The 20,079-nt window shown below is 71.8% G+C and carries 12 protein-coding genes; 6 read left to right on the top strand and 6 right to left on the bottom strand.

The annotated features are described in order from the left end of the window. The first annotated feature begins 58 nt into the window (after positions 1 to 58). The 3 genes from ACGFI1_RS27350 to ACGFI1_RS27340 all read left to right on the top strand — a co-directional run bounded on the left by ACGFI1_RS27350 (position 59) and on the right by ACGFI1_RS27340 (position 5,753). Positions 59 to 3,493, top strand: coding sequence for an NACHT domain-containing protein (locus ACGFI1_RS27350; protein ID WP_392789133.1), 3,435 nt, complete (start codon positions 59 to 61; stop codon positions 3,491 to 3,493). Positions 3,494 to 3,542: 49 nt separating this feature from the next. Further along, positions 3,543 to 4,559 carry a hypothetical protein gene (locus ACGFI1_RS27345; protein ID WP_392789131.1) on the top strand — a complete coding sequence of 339 codons (1,017 nt, stop codon included), beginning with the start codon at positions 3,543 to 3,545 and terminating at the stop codon, positions 4,557 to 4,559. Positions 4,560 to 4,706: 147 nt separating this feature from the next. After that, a complete protein-coding gene (locus ACGFI1_RS27340; protein ID WP_392789129.1) occupies positions 4,707 to 5,753 on the top strand; it encodes a DUF4132 domain-containing protein in 1,047 nt (348 codons plus the stop codon). A gap of 6 nt (positions 5,754 to 5,759) precedes the next feature. On the opposite strand, the gene ACGFI1_RS27335 is transcribed toward ACGFI1_RS27340, so the two are convergent. Further along, positions 5,760 to 6,131 (bottom strand): hypothetical protein, encoded by a 372-nt coding sequence (locus ACGFI1_RS27335; RefSeq protein WP_392789127.1) that lies wholly within the window; start codon positions 6,129 to 6,131, stop codon positions 5,760 to 5,762. Between the two features lie 474 nt (positions 6,132 to 6,605). Between ACGFI1_RS27335 and ACGFI1_RS27330 the strand changes: the two genes are divergently transcribed. The 3 genes from ACGFI1_RS27330 (at position 6,606) to ACGFI1_RS27320 (ending at position 9,586) form a co-directional block, all read left to right on the top strand. Then, on the top strand, positions 6,606 to 8,036 hold the full coding sequence (locus ACGFI1_RS27330; RefSeq protein ID WP_392789124.1) for an OmpA family protein: 1,431 nt from the start codon (positions 6,606 to 6,608) through the stop codon (positions 8,034 to 8,036). 137 nt (positions 8,037 to 8,173) lie between these two features. Then, positions 8,174 to 8,833 (top strand): hypothetical protein, encoded by a 660-nt coding sequence (locus ACGFI1_RS27325; RefSeq protein WP_392789122.1) that lies wholly within the window; start codon positions 8,174 to 8,176, stop codon positions 8,831 to 8,833. A 12-nt stretch (positions 8,834 to 8,845) separates the two neighbouring features. Continuing rightward, positions 8,846 to 9,586: an ATP-binding cassette domain-containing protein gene (locus ACGFI1_RS27320; RefSeq protein ID WP_392789119.1), complete on the top strand. Its 741-nt coding sequence runs from the start codon at positions 8,846 to 8,848 to the stop codon at positions 9,584 to 9,586. Positions 9,587 to 9,861: 275 nt separating this feature from the next. Here ACGFI1_RS27320 and ACGFI1_RS27315 read toward each other — a convergent pair whose 3' ends face one another. Genes ACGFI1_RS27315 through drmA form a run of 5 tightly spaced genes read right to left on the bottom strand, consistent with a single transcriptional unit; the run spans position 9,862 to position 19,835 of the window. Next, positions 9,862 to 11,397 carry a serine/threonine-protein kinase gene (locus ACGFI1_RS27315; protein ID WP_392789117.1) on the bottom strand — a complete coding sequence of 512 codons (1,536 nt, stop codon included), beginning with the start codon at positions 11,395 to 11,397 and terminating at the stop codon, positions 9,862 to 9,864. 8 nt (positions 11,398 to 11,405) lie between these two features. Continuing rightward, positions 11,406 to 13,322: an N-6 DNA methylase gene (locus ACGFI1_RS27310; RefSeq protein ID WP_392789115.1), complete on the bottom strand. Its 1,917-nt coding sequence runs from the start codon at positions 13,320 to 13,322 to the stop codon at positions 11,406 to 11,408. Further along, complete coding sequence (drmC, locus tag ACGFI1_RS27305) at positions 13,319 to 14,113, bottom strand: DISARM system phospholipase D-like protein DrmC (RefSeq protein ID WP_392789113.1); 795 nt, start codon at positions 14,111 to 14,113, stop codon at positions 13,319 to 13,321. Before drmC ends, ACGFI1_RS27310 begins: the two co-directional genes overlap by 4 nt. Next, a complete protein-coding gene (gene drmB, locus ACGFI1_RS27300; RefSeq protein ID WP_392789111.1) occupies positions 14,110 to 16,008 on the bottom strand; it encodes a DrmB family protein in 1,899 nt (632 codons plus the stop codon). The genes drmC and drmB overlap by 4 nt, the downstream gene beginning before the upstream one ends. Next, the gene (gene drmA, locus ACGFI1_RS27295) at positions 16,005 to 19,835 is read right to left on the bottom strand and encodes a DISARM system helicase DrmA (RefSeq protein WP_392789109.1); all 3,831 of its coding nucleotides are present in this window, start codon (positions 19,833 to 19,835) and stop codon (positions 16,005 to 16,007) included. The genes drmB and drmA overlap by 4 nt, the downstream gene beginning before the upstream one ends. Positions 19,836 to 20,079: the final 244 nt, after the last annotated feature.

Here is a 20,079-nt window from a genome sequence, read left to right as displayed (position 1 = left end):
CGGTTAGGTGTGTACTGCCGGGCCTTGTCGTCGGACGCGGGGGCTGACCGTCGTGCGGATGCTGAAGTACCTGGGCCGCGCCCTGATCGCGGCGTCGTTATCGGTCGCGGCGGGAGTGGCGGTCAACCAGATCCTCAACAACGGGAGGCTGAGCTGGAGCTGGGGCTATCTGGCCCTCGTCTTCACGGTGCTGGGCGGGCTCGTGCAGGCGGCACCGGAGGCCGCGCAGCCGCCTTCGGAGGACGGCCCGCCGCCCGCACCCCGGAGGCGGGCGGGATCGCGGCGCGAGTACCTGCGGCGGATGCGCTCGGCGGTCGACCAGATGGAGACGATCGGCCTGGTCACGCAGGCGGAGTTCGTGCTGCGGACCCGGCAGGTCTACGTCGACGTCATGCTGCGGCCGAGGACGGTCACGGACGTGGTGACCGACACCGGCATCGGCCCAGGCCCGGCTGAGGGGGCCGGTCGGCGGGCGTCACTGGCGTCCTTCCTCGCCGGGGGCCGGATGCTGGCGGTGCTGGGCGCGGCCGGCTCCGGCAAGACGACCCTCGCCCGCCATACGGCACTGGAGATGGTGGAGCGGCGCCGGTTCGGGTGGCCGCGCCGCGGGCGGTTGCCCGTGCTGCTCTACCTGCGCGACCACGCGGCATCCATCCTGGGTGACGAGCCCGGCGGGCTCGCGCAGATCGCGGCGGCCGCGCCCTGGCTGAACGGCGCCGTCTCGGCCGAGTGGCTGGAGCAGCGGCTGGAGCGGGGCCAGTGCGTCGTCCTGCTGGACGGCCTGGACGAGGTCGCCGACGCGCGGCACCGCGGCCGCGTGGTGCAGTGGATGGAGGACCAGTACAGCCGCTACCCGGGCAACGCGTTCGTGGTCACGTCCCGGCCCGGCGGCTACGACGGCAACCGGCTGTCGCGCGCCGACGTCCTGCAGGTGCAGCGGTTCACGTCCCGGCAGATCCGGGACTTCCTGCACGCCTGGTACCGGGCGATCGAGCACCGCTCCCGGGAGGGCGACGCACGGGGGATCGACCTGGTCGCCGCCCGGTCCGCCGACGACCTGTTCCACCGGATCAGCGGCCGTCCGACGCTCTACGACATGGCCGCGAACCCGCTGCTGCTCACGATGATCGCCAACGTGCACCGGTACCGGGGCAGCCTGCCGGGCAGCCGCGCCGCCCTGTACGAGGAGGTCTGCCAGGTCCTTCTCCACCGGCGGCAGGAGGCCAAGAACCTCGCCGACGCCGAGGTGGAGGGGCTGAGCGGCGACAAGAAGGAGCGGATCGTCCAGGAGCTGGCCTGGTACATGATGCGCCGCAAGCTCCGGGACATCCCCGCTGAGGAGGCCGAACGCGCGATCCGCACCGTGCTGCAACGCACTGCACCCGACATCACTCCCGAGGCGTTCCTCCGCTATGTCAGACGCAGCGGCTTGCTACTGGAGCATCAGTACTGGCACTACGGTTTCGTGCACCTGACCTTGCAGGAGTACCTGGCGGCGGCATTGGTTCCCGGGCATGCGTCCCGCCGCCAACTGCTCGTGGAGAACGTCAGTGATCCTGCCTGGCGCGAGACCACGCTGCTCTGGGCCGCCCGCGCCGACGCCAGTCCCGTCGTAGAAGCGTGCCTGGAGGCGCGCACGGTGACCGCCCTCAGCCTCGCCTATGCCTGCCTGGACGAGGCCCGCGAAGTCGATCCCGCGCTACGCGCCCGTCTCGACGAGCTGCTGAACACGACGTCCGACGACCCCGATGAGATCCGGCTGCTGGACGGAGTCGCCGCCGCGCGCGCTCTGCAGGACACCCACGCCCTTGACGACACCGGCACCCGCATCTGCGCGGCCCCCGTCCCCGACGAGCTATGGGCCCGCTACGCGTCGCACGTCGGCGCCGACTCCAACGTTCCCGAGCCGGGGACCGACCTCTGGTCGACCGACATCGCACCCTTCCTCTTCTGGCTCAACGGCCTGTTCGGTGACGGCACCAGCTACCGCCTGCCCACGCCGTCCGAGGCGAGCCAGGCGCTCGGCAGCGACCTCTACCCCGCCGACCGGACGGGCCTCTACGCGGCGGACGGCGACTGGACGAGCGGCCAGGGCAGAACGCGCGTCGTCACCGCCGCTCCCGACCTGCATCCGCACCGCCCGGCGCGATGGCAGATCGCCGCCTACCCGGAGCTGATCCTCGACCACACGCACTTCGTCATCAGGGTGCTCGCCCCGTTCGCGCAGATGACCTTCTGGCAACTCGCCGCGTACGCCGGCAACCGACGTCTCATGGAAACAGAGCAGCGGCTCCTGCACGGCATCGACCTCGCTCTCGATCTCGCTTTCAGCAGCGAGCCCGCCCATGGCCTCACCCGTGACCGCGCCTCGGAGAAGGCCCGCGCTCTCGGTCTCGACATCGACCTCGACGATCGCCCCGCCGCGCCGCGCGCCTTCGACGTGGCGTTCCGCAAGGCCATCGGCCGGGCCCTCGACCATGCGCGCGACCTCCACCGCGACCTCGGCGCCTCCTTCGCCGCCGACCGCGACTTCACCCCGGGCAGGATCGAGGCCCTCCTCCCCGCCCTCGACATCCTGCTGACGTTCGACGCCGGCCACCGCGGCCTGCCCTCCGGCGCCCCGGGTTCAAGCGCCGTCCCCGTGATCACCACCGCGCTCGCGCAGACCGCGCACCATGTCCCCGTCGACGAACTGAACCGCGCCCTCGACCGCGCCCTCGACCGGGCGCTGGGGCTCGCCCACGAGGCCGGGGCCTGGTTTCCGCGCAGCGGCACCGTCGTCCCGACCCGCGACATCCCCCGTGCTCTGGAGCGCGCCCGCCGCGATGACGCCCCGGCTCCCGGCCCCGTGCCCATCCTGGTCCTGGCGCGCGACCTCGCTCTCGCTCAGGCCCGTGCCGTCGACTACGACCCCGACGGCGGTCGGCCCCACACCGACTACGTGGCCCGCGACCTCGCCTTCGCCCAGCTCAGCGCGTCCAGCGGTCTCGGGACCCAGGGCGTGGTCGCCATGGGGCTCGCCTGCGCCCAGCTGACGCACTGCTTCACGGCGCACGCGTTCGAGGACGGCACCGGTCGCCGCCGCCGAAGGGAGGAGGAGGCGTCGCTGACCCGGTACCTGGGCAAGCTGCTGACCGCTCTGGCCCTGCCGTCGGTGCCACCCTCCGACGACCCGGCGGTGACGCTCGGCCGGGCCCAGCTCCTCGCCCAGCGGCGGGGCGAACGGGCCCTGGAGACGTTGATCGCGAACGCGTCCGTCCTGTCCGCCCCGCTGTGGGACCCGAACCGCCCCACGCGGCAGGAGGACCTCGTGTGGGCGGCGACGTCGGTGCTGGCCGCGCTCACCCTCGTGGGCGAGGAGGAGCCGGACGAGGAGTTGACCGAGGTGCTCCGCAGCGTCCTGAGCACGCTGATCGCCTTGACACCCCAAGCCTCCGGCTATGGCGAGCCGGAGCCCCGGGTGCGCAAGCAGCTCGTCCTGGTGCGGGGCTGAGCGGGGGGATTCGCAGTCGTCCGTCGGAGACGTGCCCTACGGTCGGGGCATGGAAGATCAACTCCAGGCGGGGGACGACGCGCTGCCGGACGCTCCTCCGGCCGCCCTGCCCCGCCCGCTGGCCGACCCGCCGTGGCTGCGCGCGGACGAGCGGCCCCGCCCGGCGCCCGTCGAGGGCCTCACGCCTCCCGCCGGTGTCCGGATGCGCTGGCTGCCGGGCGAACGGGAGGAGTGGTCCAAGACCGACCACCGGCACCGCGTACCGTCGACCGGCGACTGGGACGCGCTGGTCGACGAGTTCCGCCGCGGGCGGGCCGGCGGCTACGGGCTCGGCGTCCTCACCTACGGCCCGGAGGAGAAGGTCAGGCCGCTGCTCGGCGCCTGGAGGCCGCAGCTTTGGGAGGCCGAGATGTGGCTGCGGCCGACCGTGGCGCGGTTCGAGGCCGACGCCCTGCCCGTCGCGCTGCGGATCGCCGAGAAGGACATGAAGGGTCTCGGCGACCGGGCACTGCCGTTCCTGGACGCGGAGCTGGCCCGGTTGATGGCCGAGCGCCTGTCCCGTCCGAAGAAGGGACGCGATGTCGCGCTCTCCTGGTTCGACCGGCACGGTCTGGACGCGGTGCCGCTGCTCGTCCCGGCCGCAGTGGGCAAGCCCAGCAAGCCACAGCGCGAGGCAGAGGAGGCCCTGCGCCTCCTGGCCGACACCCACGGAACCGACAAGGTCGTAGACGAGGCGGCGCGCGCGCACGGCGACAAGGCAGGCGAAGCCCTCCACGCGATGCTCGCGATAGACCCCCTGGACGTCCTGCCCGACCGCATACCGCCCGTCCCCGATTGGGCCGACGTGCAAGACCTCCCCCAAGTCAGGCTCCAGTCCCGGAACAGCGCGCTCCCCGCCGACGCCACCCGCCATCTGCTGACAATGCTGGCCATCTCCTCACCCGTACAGGTCTACGCAGGCATCGCGATCGTCAAGGAGGCATGCGACCCGGCGTCCATCGCATCGTTCTCCTGGGAGCTCTTCCAGCTGTGGCAGCGGAACGGCGCTCCCGCCAAGGACGGCTAGGCGCTCGCACAGCTCGGCTGGCTCGGCGACGACGACACGGCCCGCAGGCTGGCCCCGCTGATCCGGGCATGGCCCGGCGAGGGCGGCCACGCCAAAGCGGCCGCCGGGCTGGACGTCCTCACGGCGATCGGCGGCGAAGTCGCCCTCATGCACCTCTACGGCATCGCGCAGAAGGTCAGGTTCAAGGCCCTGAAGGCGCGCGCGCAGGAGAAGGTGCAGCAGGTCGCCGACAAACTGGGTCTGACGTCCGACGAACTGGGCGACCGCCTGGTCCCCGACTTCGGACTGGACGAGAGCGGCGGGCTCGTCCTGGACTACGGCCCGCGCCGCTTCCTCGTCGCCTTCGACGAGCACCTCACGCCATTTGTGACCGACGAGGACGGCACCCGCCGCAAGACGCTCCCCAAGCCGGGCGCCAAGGACGACGAGGAACTCGCCCCGGCCGCCCACCAGCGCTTCGCCGCGCTGAAGAAGGACGTCCGCACGGTCGCCGCCGACCAGATCCGCCGCCTGGAGTCGGCGATGATCGCCCAGCGCCGCTGGACGGCCCCGGAGTTCCGCCGCTTCTTCGCAGGGCACCCGCTCGTCTCCCACATCGCCCGCCGCCTGGTCTGGCTCGCGGAGGACGGCGGCACCGCGACCACGTTCCGCATCGCCGAGGACGGCACTCTCGCGAACGCCGACGACGAAGCGATGAGGCTCCCGGACGACGCCACCGTCCGCCTCCCGCACCCGCTGGAGTTCCGCGACACCCTCGCCGCCTGGACGGAACTCTTCGCCGACTACGAGATCCTGCAGCCGTTCCCGCAACTGGACCGCGCCGTCCACACCCTCACCGAAGCCGAACGCGCCGCCCGGCGACTGGACCGCCTCCAGGGCCTCACCATCCCGGCCACGGCCGTCTTCGGGCTGGAAAGGCGCGGCTGGCGGCGCGCCGCCGCCATGGACGCCGGGCTCCAGTGGTCCATCTACCGAGAGACCCCCGGCGGCCTGTACGTCAACGTCAAGCTGGACCCGGGAATGGCCATCGGCAACCTGGACGACAGGGGCCCCCAACAAATGCAGGTGATCCGCCTGGACGACCATCCGGAAGACGGCTACTGGAACGACACCCGCACGGGCCGCCCCCTAGGCGACCTGGACCCGATCACGGCCTCCGAGGTGATGGCCGAACTCACCGAAGCCGCGTCCTAGTCCCGGTCAGCCCGCACGCGGGCCGGTCATGAGGGGCAGGATGTATTCGCGGACGTGGCGCTCGTCCGGCGGGTCTCCCCGCGTCATCATGTGCACGAAGATCAGCGCCGGGCCGGCGTCCGCGCGGCTCTCCAGGTCGGGCACCGGGCCGATCAACCGCCGCAGGTTCTCCCGGTTGGCCGCCAGCAGCGGATCGACCTTCGCCTCGCGCACCGCCGCCGCCAGCTCGGAGCCGGGGTCGGTCAGCAGTACCGCCAGCAGCCGGGCGCGGCGGTGGCGGAGCCCTTCGACCATCCGCATCAGTCCCGCCACCAGGTCGTCGAGCGGGTCGCCGCAGGCGCGGGAGGAAGGGGCATCGCTGACGCGCCACCTGGGCAAGCTGCTGGACGCCCAGGCCCTGCCGACGGTCCCACCCTCCGATGACCTGGCCGTGACGCTCGGGCAAGCCCAGTTGCTCGTCCAGCGGCAGCGCGAACCGGCCCTCGGAACGTTGATCGCGAACGCGTCCGTCCTGGCCGCCCCGCTGTGGGACCCGAGCCGCCCTGCCGGCGGGGACGCACACCTCATTCGGAGATCATCTGTCTGCGAATTGAGCGGGCGCCGACCAGCCCGAATACCGAGGGTTCCACGCCATTACGCAACCCTCCGGAATAGGGTCTTGTACTCTGGCCGCCATATCCTGGCAGACCGAATGCGTCTCATCCGGAGGAAGCCGTGAACCGTGGTACGGGGGCAGGGCGGCGCATCACGTGCTTAGCCGCAGGTCTGACGGCGGGCGCGCTCATTCTCGCCGGATGCTCCGATGGCGGCAAGGCGTCGCCCCGAAAGTCCGCCGCACGGTCGGCGACGGCGGTGGCGACCGCGCCGCCGGGAGAACTCAAGGCGATCGCGTCGGTGCCGATGGAGCACCAGGACGGGCCCGCCCACGTGGAACTGCTCGCGCTGAGCCGGACGGCGGCGAACACGGTCACGGCCCGTTTCCGGATCGTCAACGAAGGCAAGAACCCCATCAAGCTGGCGACGAGTCTCGGCGAACTCGGGCACTCGCTCGACCCGAATCTCGGAGACGCGCTCGCCGCCAGCGGCATCGGATTGGTGGACGCCCGCAACGACAAGGTCTATTTCCCGCTCCGGACTCCGGACGAAGAGAACAAGTGCGCCTGCACATGGCTGCATAACAACCCCGTACCGCCCGGCGGGTACATCAACGTCTACGCGACGTTCCCGAGCCCGCCCGCCGACGTCCAGCGTGCCACCATCGTGGTTCCGCTCGCCGTCCCGCTCCAGGACGTGCCCATCACCGACGCCCCGATGAAGCCGCTCGAAGACCAGGTCGACCCGGCCAAGGTGAAGCCGGGCAAGCCCAGGATCCTCGCCCTGCGCAGCCTCACCGAGGGCACGGACCAGTCGGTGGCCGACGACGCGCAGGACCGGTCGGTGCTGCTGTCCACCGACACCCTGTTCGCGGTCGACAAGGCCGACCTGAGCCCGCGGGCCGACCAGTTGCTGCGGCAGGTCGCCGCGCAGATCGACGCGTCCGGGGACGACACGGTCACGGTCGACGGCCACGCCGACTCGACGGGCGACGACGCGATCAACCAGCCGCTGTCCGAGCGCCGCGCGCAGGCCGTCGCCGACCGCCTGAAGAGCCTGGTCACCCGGCAGGGGGTGACCTACCGGTCGGCGGGCCACGGGTCGAAGGAGCCCGTGGCCACCAACGACACCGAAGAGGGGCGCCGCAAGAACCGCCGGGTCACGGTGGCCTTCACCCGCCCCCGGCCGTCCGCACCGCCTCCGGCCGGCGGCGGCCGTTCCTACCAGCGCGGGCAGTCCGCCGCGCTGGGGGCGGGCACCTTCCAGTCGGCCTCGGCCGCGGGGCTCAAGGTCGAGGTCAACGGCCTCCACCGCGACTCGTCCGGTCTGGTGATCATGGTGTGGACGCTCCGCAACACCGGGCGGCAGAAGCAGGACTTCGGCCAGAAGCTGGAAAGGACGGCGGCGCACCACGGCAGCGCCCCGCGGCCGATGCGTCTGGGCACCACGGGCGGAGCCCTCCTGTTCGACAATGCGGCGCAGGTCCGCTACAACCCGCTGAGCGTCGAGACCGGCCCGTGCGTGTGCAGCCTTGTGGGCTTCCACGAGGCGCGGCACATCCTCGGGCCGGGCGAGAGCGTCGTCCTCTGGGACGCCTACAAGCCGGCCGCCGGTGCGGCGAACCTCGAACTGCAGGTGCCCTGGGAGAGGGGCGCCGACGGCGTGGTCCCGGGCCTCGCGATCGGCTGACGCCACCACCCCGCATGGCCGTAAGGGGCCCATGACGACTCATCCCGCACATCACCTGACCGCCGCGCCCCGCGATGGTTCACCGTGATCGCGTCGCTCCGGGCAGCCATGAGCATGCGACCACAGGAGGGAGGGCCGTGAAAGTCACCCTGCTGTGGGCCATTCCCCTGGGCGTTCTGCTGCTCGTGGCCGCGGAGTGGGCATTGCTGGCGAATCCCGGAGGACGGCTCGCCGGGCTGGTCGTGCTGGCCGTACTGCTGGGATTCATCGGCGTGTTCGCGCTGGCGCCGGTTACCCTCGCGGCCGGTGCCCTGGCCGACCGCCGGGGCATCGCGACAGCGGTGCTTTTGACGGGCGCCTGCCTTTCGGTGGCGGTTCTGGCCATCATCGGCTCGATCGAACGCGCCAAGCCCGGATACGTCTGGAGGTACGGCACACCGACCAGCGTCGCCATTCCCTATGACTGGACCTGCTCATTGTCCGGGTACACATGCGCGGGCTCCTGGACGGCCGGCGGAAAGACGGTGCGCGGAGGCGTCACGATGTCCAAGGCCGAGCATCGCACCCTGCGCTCACCGATGGCGGTCACCGCGGACGGCACGTACCGGCTGGAGGCGCGCGCCTTGGGACATCGCGCCAGCACCGTCGGGCTGCATAGTGACCCCGCAAGCTCCGTCGCGCTGGGCAAGGTCCCAGAATGGACGGGCTGGACCGCGGGCGCAGTCGGTGTCGGCGCCGCCCTGTTCGCGATCGTCTTCCCCCGGCGCACGTCCAGAACCGCCCCCGAAGAAGGGTGACCCGGCCGTCCAATGCCTGCCGAACTGCGTGAACTGACCGTCCACATCGATACCGGCCGGTGGAACGAGACGGTCCTGGACGCCGTCGACCTCGTCGTCCCGGACGGGAAGATCACCGCGCTGCTCGGCGAGTCCGGCTGCGGCAAGTCGATGGCCGCCGCCGCACTCACCGGCTCGCTCCCCGACTCCGCCCACACCACCGGCCAGGTGCGCATCAACGGCGAGCCGGTGCACGGACGACGCCCGTGGCTGCGCCTTCGGGCCGGCACCGTCAGCCTGCTCCCCCAGGCCGGCGTAACGGCCTTCCACACCGAAGACCCCGTAGGCGCACAACTGCGCGTCCTCGAAGAGCGGTATCGGCGCTGGAGCCTCGACCGCGCCTGCGCAGCCGCCGGATACCCGACCGAACTGCTCGATCTCTACCCGAACCAGCATTCGGGCGGTCAGATCCAGCGCGCCGCACTCGCCGCCGCGCTCCTGCCCGAACCGCGCGTCCTCATCGCGGACGAACCGACGGCCTCGCTCGACATGGAGACCGCCTACGGCGTGTGGGTCACCCTCCGCCGCTACGCCGACGCCGGAGCCGCCGTCCTGGTCATCACCCACGACGTCCCGATGCTCACCGCGACCAGAGTCGCCGACCACATCGCCCTCATGCGCAGCGGAAAGATCGTCGCCACGGGCGACCTAGGCGACCTGGCAGCCCTGGAAGACCCGTACATACGCGGCTTCTTCCAACCAACCGCCCCCTGACCATCAAGAGTCAGCCGGACGGTGTACCACGTCGGCGGACCAGCGGAAGATAGACCTCATCAACGTCTCAACGAGGACTTCGTCAGGGGCGGTAGGGACGCCGCGCACCACGAACTCGTTGCGCAGCAGAACGATCGCCACGGTCGCGACGCGCGGATGGAGCGCCTCCGGAGCCGCTTCACCCCGCGCCACGGCACGCCCGAGGACGGCAAACTCCCCTGAAAGTCACCTGACCGCCCCGACCCGCACCACCGGCGCTCCCGGTGCCAGCGCGGCTAAGCCCGTCCGATACGGACGATGGTCTCCCGGACGGTCCGGAGGGTCGCATTGTCCGGCCCGTGGAGGCGTTCCAGGTCGGCCGCGACCTCCTCCAGCACGCGGACGGCCTCCGCTCCCCGCCCGGCACCGTGGAGGAGCAGACCGAGCTGGCGGCGATGGTCGAGCACTCGGTCGTCGTCCTTGCCGAACAGCCGCGTCTCGTCGCCGATGAGATCTCTGAGCTGGGCGAGGGCACGGTCGATCTCGCCGCCGAGCGCCCGGCTGCCCGCCTCCCGGAAGCGGAGTCCGAGAACGGTCTCCGACCCGGCGCCGTCACGTCGCGCCGCGTCCTCGGCGAGCTTGTGGAAGGCGGACGCCGCCGCCGCGTAGTCACCGGCTTTGAAGAGGACGTCCGCGTGTTCGGTGCGGAGCGCGATCACCTCGGAATGGTCGCCGCCGAGGACGCTCCCGGCCCGCGCCGACGTGCGGTCCAGCCTCCGCGCGGCCTCGTCGAAGCGGGACTCGCGCATGAGCCGTTCCGCGCTGCGGCGGGCGCGGGCGATGTCACCGAGACTGAAGGAGTCCGCGGGCGGCGGGCCGGTATCGGACGACTGGGGCGGCGGGGTGGCAGGAGCGGTGTAGGCCGTGAGCGTCCGCCCGGCGACGTCCGCGTACATGCGCAGCGCGCTACGCCCGGCGCGCACCGCTCCGGGAAGCTCCTGGAGGCCCGCCGTGTACGGGTGCAGGGCGTCGAACACCTCGTCGGCGGATCCGGGGCGCGCCTCCGGAGCCTTCGCCAGCAGCCGTTTGACGAGGTCTGCCAGGTCGGGCGGGACATCGGCACGCACCCGGCGGAGCGGAGCCGCCTCCTCGTAGATGTGGGCATGCATCAGCGACACATGGTCGGGCCCCTGGAAAGGCCCCTGTCCGCTAAGCATCTGGTACAGCACGCAGCCGAGCGCGTACAGGTCGCTGGACGGGCTGTACTGTCCGCGGAACTGCTCCGGCGCCATGTAGGCGAGCGTGCCGAGTAGCTGGTCTGTGCTGGTGAGGCGAGAGCGCTCGTCGGCGTCCAAGGCGACGGCGAGCCCGAAGTCGAGGACCTTGACCGCGCCGTCCTTGTCGACCATCAGGTTGCTGGGTTTGAGGTCGCGGTGGACGAACGATTTGCCGTGCGCGTAGCTGAGCACGGCGCAGACCTGCGCGGCGATCGCGGCGGCCCAGCCGACCGGGAGCGGATCGTGCTCGGCGACCAGGTCGTCGACGTTGATGCCGTCGACCAGTTCCATGACGAGGTAGAGGCGTCCGTCGAACGGGCCGCCGCCGACCCGGTCGGCGTCGTGGAGCACCGGTACTCCAGGGTGCCGCATCCGCGCGGTGAGCTGCGACTCGCGGACGAACCTCCTGATCAGCTCCGGATCATCACCGAACCGGACGAACTTAACGGCGACGCGGCGGCGCAGCCGCGTGTCGGTGGCGCCCCAGACCTCTCCCATCCCGCCCTTGCCGATGTGGACGGGATCCAGTTCGTAGCGGCCGGCGATGGTCGTCACGCCGCCATTCAACTCCCCGGGCCTAGCCCGCCGCCACCGAGTCCCTCGATGCCGAGCGCGATGGTGTCGTCACCGGCGTCCGCCAGCTCGCGCAGCGCCGCGGAGAGTTCCGCGAGGCGGCGGTGGGCGGCCCCGTAGGCGCGCTGCTCCTCCATCTGCAGGCGCGGGACCGCCGTCCTGCGGACATCGGCACGGGATGAGGCGGACGATCCGCGGACCGTTCCCGCGGCCCGCAGGAAGCAGGCGAGGAAATGGGGGTCGTACTGGGTCTGGTCGGCGCGGACCACCTGGACCTGCGGCCCGGCCGCGACGCCTGCGGCCTCGACCACCCGCGGGTGGAGCCGGCGGCCCGCCTGTGCGACGGCGATGTCCCCTTGGCGGAGCAGCAGAAGGCCGGGGGCGGGGACGGTCCGGGCGGATGGGCCCCGTTCGAGCGTGATGTCCTTGCCGGTCAGGACAGGGATGTCGCCCACGCCGAGGTCCATGGTGAGCGGCGGATGGAGCACCTCGACGGTGCCCTGCTGGACCAGTTCGCCGAGCGTCGTCATGCTGTGCTCCCCGGCCTCACCGAGGGGTACCAGTTCGTCCGCGAGGGCGTTGACGGCGGCGAGCCGGTCGCGGAACCGGGCGTGCGCGGCGTCGAACCCGGCCCGGATGTCGGCGCTGCCGCGCAGGTGGCGGGTGGGGGTCACGTCCACCGCGTCGTCGAGGAGATCGATCAGCGGAACGGCCCGGCCGCTGCCCGGGTCGCCGGTACCGCGCAGGAAACGCGTGGTGTCGGCGATCACAGTCTCGGGCGGGGCGGACGCGTCCAGCATCAGCACGTGAGCGGGCGGCGGGTCGCCGTCCGCGGGCCGGCGCAGCAGCCACAGATGGGGCGCGGCGGCCGAACCCGCGGCGCCTGCGGGCAGTTCGAGCACCGCCCGAAGGGTGCCGGTGCGCAGCAGGCCCGCGCGGATCCGACGCCCCGAACGTCGGTCGGCGGCGGCCTGCGGCATCAGCACGGCCGCCTCGCCGCCGGGCCGCAGATGCCAGAGCACATGCTGGACCCACGCCAACTCCGGTTCGCCGCGCGGCGGAAGCCCGTGGACCCACCGCGCGTCGCCTGCCAGATCGTCGTAGCCCCAGGCCCGGTCGCCGAAGGGCGGGTCGCACAGCGCGGCGTCGAACCGGTCGCGGGGGAAGGCGTCGGCCGTGAGCGAGTCGCCCGGTCTGACGTCGATGTCTCCGTTCCCGTTGAGGTGGAGGCGGGTGCGGGCGATGTCGGTGCCGTAGGGCTCGCGGTCCTGCCCTGCGACGCCGGATGCGCCGTGCTGCTGGGCGGCGATCAGCAGGTTCCCGATTCCGCACGCCGGGTCGTACACCCGTCCGCCGCCCACCTGGACGAGCCCTGCCATGAGCCAGGCCGTGTCCGGCGGCGTCGGGACGACCCGCCGCGCATGGGCCTCGACGAGGCGCCGCACGAGGTACTCGAACGTCTGCGGCCCGCGTGTGCGGCGCAGCCGACACGCCGCGGACAGCAGCGCGGGCTCCACGACGACATCGGGTTCGCGCAGGTAGGCGCCACGCCCGAGATCCCCCACGACCTCACCGAGCCGTAGGTCGTCAGTGGCGGTGCGCAGCAGCTGCCAGAGCCGCTCCTCGGGGGTCAGTGTCAGGGGCTTGCCCTGGCCCGCCAGCCATTTCTCCACGTCCGCGAGAGCGAACAGCGGACTGTTGGCGGTCCCGCCGGCGGGCTGCGGAAAGTCCTCGTACCGTCGCCGCCAGTTCGACACCGCGGCGCGCCCGAACCCGGTCAGGCGGGCGATGTCCGCCGCGCTGACCAGCGCCCCAGAGGCGTCCGCGCCAGGGGCGGCCGCGCCGCCCGCACCGGGGCCGGAGGCGACCGCGCCAGGGGCCGCCGCCTCGGGATCGGGTCCGGTCACAGGCGCTCCAGGATCCCGGTGGACCGCAACGCGTCGAAGTGCTCGGCGGCGCGCTCGGGAGTCGTACCGCCGCGGACGAGCAGCCCGGCCTCAAGGTTGCTGTTCACCCCGGACTGGGTGAGGTTGGCGCTGGAGACCAGCAGTTCGCGGCGGTCCGCGACCGCGATCTTGGCGTGCATCCGCCCCTTGTCGTCGGCTCGCTGCGCGACCGGCCAGTGCCACAGCTCAAGGCGGAGCCCGTGGAAGGCGGCGGCGGGCTCCTCGCCGGCGAGCGCACTGCCGGCTCCCTGCAGCGTCTCCACCACGACCCTCACGACGACTCCGCGCGCGAGGGCGGCTTCGAGCCCGTCCCGCAACGGCTGGTACGGCTTGGCGGAGTACGTCATCAGCAGCAGCTCGTGCCGGGCGCGCGCCACGAGCTGGGACAGGACCTGGGCAGTCGACCGGACCGGCACCGCATGGCCGGTCGGCCCGCTCCACACCGACTCCACCTGAACGGACGCCTCCTTCGCCGCCGCGACGCCGCGCAGGTACGCCGCGACGGCCCGCCCGGGAAGATCTTCCTGCCGGGAGGCGGCGATGAGTGCGTCCGCCTCGTCCTCGAAGCCGGGCACGCAGGCGCGGACGGACGAGGCGGTCGGCCACCAGTCGAACTTCTCGGCCATGGCGCGGAGGCCGTCCGGGCCGATCCGCATGGCGGCTTCGCGCGCGCCCCGCTCGAATCGGTCGAGGGGATTCAGGCCGAGATCCGCGTCGTCGTCATCGTCATCGTCATCGTCGAACACGTTCACGGCAGCTCCGGGTAGAGGGCGAGGTCGGTGCCGCCAACAGGGACGACGAAGCGGCGGTCGAGGAACTTGTTGCCGCGTTCGCAGGTCGTCTCGGAGACGAACAGGCAGACGTGGCAGGCGGCGCCGTGCAGGAAGTCGGCCGGGGCCTGGGGAAGGCGTTCGGCGCACAGCGGGTCGGACGAGCAGTGCCGCGCGTCGGCGAGGGCGCGCCGGGTCAGCCGGACGAGCTGGTCGGGCTCGGCCAGGGAGACGAGCCCGCCGAGAGTGCCTTCGGCGTCGGGGACCGCCGTGTAGATGAGGATGCCGCTGCGGTGCGGGTCGTCGTCGGTCCCGGAGTAGATGCGTTCGGACAGGCTCGCGGAGCTGTATCCGCATCCGAGGGAGATCGTGCGGATCAGCAGATGCGACAGGGTGTGCAGGGCGATGAAGCGGGCCCCCGGCCAGTGCGCCATGTCGTCGAAGTCGGTCATGGTGGCGATGCGGTCGGAGTAGCGGTTGCGGCGGTGCCGCGCGTACGCCTCCCGGTGCAGGCGCATCGCCTCGGACTTCTCGACGCGCTCCTCCCAGGCCTGCAGCAGTTCTTCGGGGACCTTCAGGAAGATGCCCTCGCCGCGCACCTCGCTGGCCGGCACCCAGGCCGGCTTCGACCGGGAGAGCTGGACGAGCTTGACGAGGTTCGGGTCCTGCGGGTCGGGAGCGTCCAGGCGCGTGAAGCCGATCAGGGCACGGACCTCGCGGAGCCGCTCGGCCTGGACGACATCGGCGTAGACGCCGGTCAGTTCGTCGGGGACGGGCTGGAAGGCACGGCGGAGGGTGAAGTCGGGATTCGGTTCGGGCAGTTTGGCGGCGGAGAACACCTCCCATTCGGCGGTGCGCAGGTCCGGGTCCTTGTCCGCCCGTTCGTCGCGCACTCCCGCCAGCTTGGCGCGATGCCTGGAGACGGCGTCGGCGATATCGTCGTCGCTCCACTGGTCGAGTTCCTTGAAGGCGGGCGCGTTCTCGCGGGCCCACGGGTACATCGCCTGCGGGAGGTCCTTGATGGGACCCCAGTTCTGCTCGACCTTGGCGTCCAGCGCGCCGGCCCCGGACTGCGGGACGGCGAGGGCGGCGAGCCCCTTGGCGAACCACTGGTTGGACGCGCCGACGACCAGGAGCTTCGGCGGCCGGTCGCAGCCCTGCGGGTCGAAGGTCGCCAGGTGCGGGTGGCGGCCCCGGCAGCGCGGGAGGTTCTCCTCACCGCGCTTGCCCTGGGCGTCGCGGATGTTGCGGTGCTCCCCGCAGTTCACGCATCTGATCTCGACGTTGGCGCCGAGGTTCCCGCCGCGGTCCTCCATGCGCAGCCGCGGATGGCTGGCTTTGGCGCACGTCCCGCCGCGGTGGACGAAGTGCGCGTAGGGGAAGTCGTCGAGATGGCCGTTGGTGCAGGTCAGCACGAACCGGGCCGCCACGGCGAGCGGTCTGCGCTTCTTGCACCTGTCGTGGAAGAAGCGCGCCTCGTGCGGCTTGCGCGGCTTGGTGTTCTCGAAGCGGAAGATGCCGGAGTCGAGGCCGCCCAGCTCGTTGCAGTGGGTGCAGCGCAGCCAGCCGGGGAACGGGGCGACCGGCACGCCGACCTTGGATGCGGGACCTGCCGGGTCCTTGTCGAGGCCTTCCATCCAGGGGGCGGGCATGAGTTTCTGGACGCTCTTGCCGATGCTCTGCTGGACGGCGGCGAGCAGCCGCGGCTCGTTGATCGGCATCGCCTCGGGCAGGCCCTGGTGGTTCCAGTCGTCCAGGCCCTTGACCAGGACGGAGAAGTTCGGCAGGTCGACCAGTGCCCCGACACCGCCGGTGAACATGAGGTGGCTCGGGCGGACGCTTCCGACGCGGCGGCGGAAGATGGCGGGCTCGGTCATCGGGTCTCCCGTCCGGTCGCGGCGTCGAGGGTGGACTGGCCGAGCTCGTCGCCTTCGGGCTCGTCCTCGTCGGGGTCGGCGGGCGGGCCGAACGACCAGTCCGGTTCGTTGTAGAGGGGGTGGTAGATGGCGTCGCCACCGGGGAACAGCAGGTTGATCTCGTTCTCCGTCTCCCGCATGGACATGCCGGTGGTCATCGTCTCCCACCGGCCGCTTCCGGCCGGGCGCAGCAGCCCCTTGATCGTCTGCTTGTTCCAGGTGCCGTCCTGGTAGCCGAGCCGGGCACCGCCGCCGGCCTTCCTGTCCTCCCACACGTCGAGGACGACCTGGGCCCGTTCGTTCAGGTAGTCGCGTCCGCGCGTCCCGGCAACGGCTTCGGCGCGGGCCAGCATCCGGTCGACGATGCCCTGGACGCGCGGGTCGGAGCGGTCGACGTCGTACGCGTCGGGGTTGCGGGAGAACTCCTCGGCGGCGTGCCGGATCGCGGCGACGAGCGTCCCGGCGGTGCCCCTGTCCAGGGAGCGGCGCGTGTAGGGCGTGACGGAGAGGGCTTCGACCTGCCGGTAGAAGGTGGAGTGGTAGTGCTCGAAGTCCTCGTAGTGGGCGAGGTCGCGGGGACGGGACCAGTTGTAGAGCGTCACGACCAGGCCGGGGCGTTCGGCGTCGCGCCCGACGCGGGAGGACGCCTGGATGTACTCGGCGGTGTTCTTGGGCTGCCCGACCATGACCATCAGGCCGAAGCGGGACACGTCCACGCCGACCTGCAGCATGGAGGTCGCGAGCACCACGTCCACCGGCTGGAGCCCGGCGCGTCCCCGGTCGTAGAAGCGCTGCGCGAGCGGATGGGCGGGGACGACCTTGGCTTTGGAGTCCCTGCGCTCCTGCAGGTGCCGCCGCATGTCGTTCACCGTCTCGGCGCGGCGCCGGCTGGTGTCGAGGTCGGGCTCGAAGCCGTGCTCCAGCAGTTTGAGCACGTCGCTGATGTCTCCGGACGAGATGCGGGACGTCAGCTCCTGGATGGTCAGCATGCCGCCGCGCTGCACGATCCGGTCGGACAGCCCCTTGGCCCTGCCGTGGCGGCGGACGCGCGTCGTCACGTCGTCGTCCAGGTACCGGCGCATGCCGGCCAGTTCCCGGGTGGCGTTGAAGTAGCCGACCATCGTCATGTACGGGTCGGCGGGTTCGCCGTACTTGTCGAAGAGCGTCTGCCCGGCGATCAGCAGGATCTCGGCGAGCCTGATCTCGGCGGACTTGATGCGGACGCCGTGCGCGCAGATGCCCAGGTACCGCCGTCCCGGCGTCTTCTCCGTGATCGGCACCTGGCGGGAGAAGAAGGTGTCGGCGATGTCGGTGACCTGCGGCGGGAAGACGGCGAGCTCGCGGCCGAAGACGCCGCGGACCTGCTCGCGGGCCCGCTTGGTGGTGGCGGTCGACGCGACGATCTTCGGGCCGGTGCGGCGGCCCCGGTACGGCCAGGACGACAGCTCCGCGACGGCCGCCTCGAACAGGCCGACGGTCGTGCCGAGCGCGCCCGAGATGAGGTGCAGCTCGTCCTGGATGATCAGGTCGGGCGGGCGGAGCCGGACGACGGGACGGGCACTGACGGCCGGAAGCGGGCCCTTCCTGTTGTGCTTGCTCGCGCACCCGGTCTTGTCGTCCAGGTCGTCGTGGCGGAAACCGTGCCGGTCGCAGTGGCTGCGGGTACGCCCGAACAGGATTCCGGCGTAGCCCTTCCAGGGGAGCTGGGCCAGTTTGTCGACGGTGGCGATGACGAGGCTCGGCGCGTAGCGGTAGATCTCCTCGTCGACGGTGAGGATCGGGAGGCCCTCGCCCGTCGCCGCCCTGCGCGAGAACGGGCAGGCGTCCCCTTCACCGCGCGGGCAGTAGAGCAGGATGCGGCGCCGCTCGTCGTCGATGTGGAGGTCGCGTTCGGCGCGCAGGCTCTCACCGCACCAGGGGCAGGCGAGCGTCTGCAGGACGTTGGCGCGGTGGCCGCTTCCCTGGTCGCGCGCCTCGATGATCTGGTCCTTGGCGTCCTCGAACCAGTTGGGCGACACTCCGGCGCCGACCCACAGGCCGATGCGGAACCGCTCGTCCCCCCACGTGGCGGGGTCGCGCCGCCGGATGACCTCGGCGGCGCACACGAGTGCGGCGGCCCGCTGGAACTGCTGGGCGGTGAGCAGCCGGAGCGTGTACCGCATGAGGACGGCGACGCCCGCCATCCCGTCGCGGGCGTCCTCGGCCGTGCCGAGCGTGCGCTGCAGCCGGCGGATCGCGAAGGTGTAGGCGGTCAGGCCCAGGTATGCCTCGGTCTTGCCGCCGCCGGTCGGGAAGAAGAGCAGGTCGACGAGGGCGGTGTCGTCGGCCGCGCGCTCGGGATGGGCGGGGTCGGTCAGCGATGGCAGGTTGAGCAGGACGAACGCGAGCTGGAACGGACGCCAGCTGGCGGCCTTCTCCCCCTGCGCGTCGATCTCTCGAAGCGCCTCCTCGTAGCCGCGTCCTTCTTCGCGGTGCGGGACGAGCGCCGTGTGGCGGCGTTGCAGGGCCATCGTCTCGTTGGCGAAGTGGAAGGCGGCCAGGGCCTCCGCGTGCCCGGGGCCGCTCTCGTCGGTCAGCAGCCTGATGCCGGCCTCGATTCTGCCGGCCGCTCTCCTTGCGTCGTGGACGGCTCTGCGGGCGGCGTCCCTCAGCCCGTTCGGCAGGCCAGGGATCTCGGCCTCCCGCTCGTCCAGCCAGGCGTTGTAGCCGTCGACCAGGGGCTGGAGGCCGCGCTTGAGCTCCGCGGGGCCGGCCTGGGCGAGGGCGTCCATGGAGAGCGTGACGTGTTCCAGCGGGGTTCCGGGTCCGGTGGGCGCGATGGTCGCGGGCACGTTGTGGACCGGGAGCCAGGTGGTGGTCAGCCGGCGGGCGGTCCGCTGCCCCTCGGCGGCGTCCGGGTGAACGGCGACGTTGCGCCCGGCGGCGTACCGGCGCTCGTTGCGGTAGAGCAGCCGCAGATGCAGTTCCTCCGTGTCGTCTCCGACGGCCTCGAGGTCGTCGGCCGGGTCGTCCACGGGCAGGAAGACGGCCTTCGCGCCGTCGAGCGCCGTCACGGTCAGCTCGGGCTGGAACAGCCACGCCGTGTCCTTGTTGCCGGCCGGCTCCGTCTGCTGGTTGACGAGGGCGACCTCCACGACGCGCCTGCCGTCCCTCGGCCGCACGTTGACGCTGAGCAGCACACCCGGGGCGTCCTCGTGCTCGCCGGTCAGCGCGATCTTGTAGGACTCCTCGGCGTCGAGCCGCACCTCCTTCTCGTGCGTGACGGGCCGGCGCGCCCAGACCCGCGTCTTCTTGCCGTCCTCATCTTCCTGCTCGTGCTGGTCGTAGCGCCCCCAGGCCGCCGCGACGACGACCGCGTCCACGTCGTCGCCGACGCAGAAGGAGAGCCCCATGGAGGATGCCCAGATCTTGCCGAGCGTCTGCGGGCTGACGACCTCCGGCAACCCGCCCTCGGTCGCGTCTCCGTCCACGCCGGTCTCGGTGTCGGGCACCTGGTCGGCATCCTCGATCGTGGACGCCGGCGAGGGCCGCGGACCGAGCATCCCGACCAGGTACCGCTCGCGCGGCCCCATGGCCCGGGGCTCGAACTCCTCCTCCGGACCGCCCCACGGCCCGAGCAGGTCGCGCCGGACGAGCTCCTCCAGTTCGTCCCGCACGTCGAACGAGGTGCCCTCCGTGAACTTCTGCGGCACGTCCAGCGGCGGCTTCATGCGGGCGGCCTCCCCCTTCAGCAACGAGAGCTGCACGTCCCCCGGCTGCGGGAACAGTCCATCGTCATCTTCGCCCACGCCGCGCCTCCGGTCCCTCAAATTCGTGTACACGCTACACAAGCACACCTGTCCGACACTCTCGCGGCGTTCGGCCGCGTGAAGCCTCCCCGCGACCGATGTCGGCCACTCGGGACCGTCTGCGATCGAAACGCCGATCAGCCGATTTCCTGAGAATTCCTGGCCGTGATCTGCGTCTCGATGAGCGCCTGCCGCACCCGCAGGTCAGTGCATTTATGGACACAACTCTGAAAGCAGACAGGTG

The sequence above is a fragment of the Actinomadura geliboluensis genome, from assembly GCF_043197915.1.
GTDB classification, from domain to species: domain Bacteria; phylum Actinomycetota; class Actinomycetes; order Streptosporangiales; family Streptosporangiaceae; genus Spirillospora; species Spirillospora geliboluensis.
This window is presented reverse-complemented; position numbering and strand designations above follow the sequence as displayed.

Bases quoted from the DNA above. Each gene is read 5' to 3' on its own strand.
- ACGFI1_RS27350 (WP_392789133.1), top strand. From the start codon at position 59: ATGCTGAAGTACCTGGGCCGCGCCCTGATCGCGGCGTCGTTATCGGTC.
- ACGFI1_RS27345 (WP_392789131.1), top strand. From the start codon at position 3,543: ATGGAAGATCAACTCCAGGCGGGGGACGACGCGCTGCCGGACGCTCCT.
- ACGFI1_RS27340 (WP_392789129.1), top strand. From the start codon at position 4,707: ATGCACCTCTACGGCATCGCGCAGAAGGTCAGGTTCAAGGCCCTGAAG.
- ACGFI1_RS27320 (WP_392789119.1), top strand. From the start codon at position 8,846: ATGCCTGCCGAACTGCGTGAACTGACCGTCCACATCGATACCGGCCGG.
- drmB (WP_392789111.1), bottom strand. From the start codon at position 16,008: ATGACCGAGCCCGCCATCTTCCGCCGCCGCGTCGGAAGCGTCCGCCCG.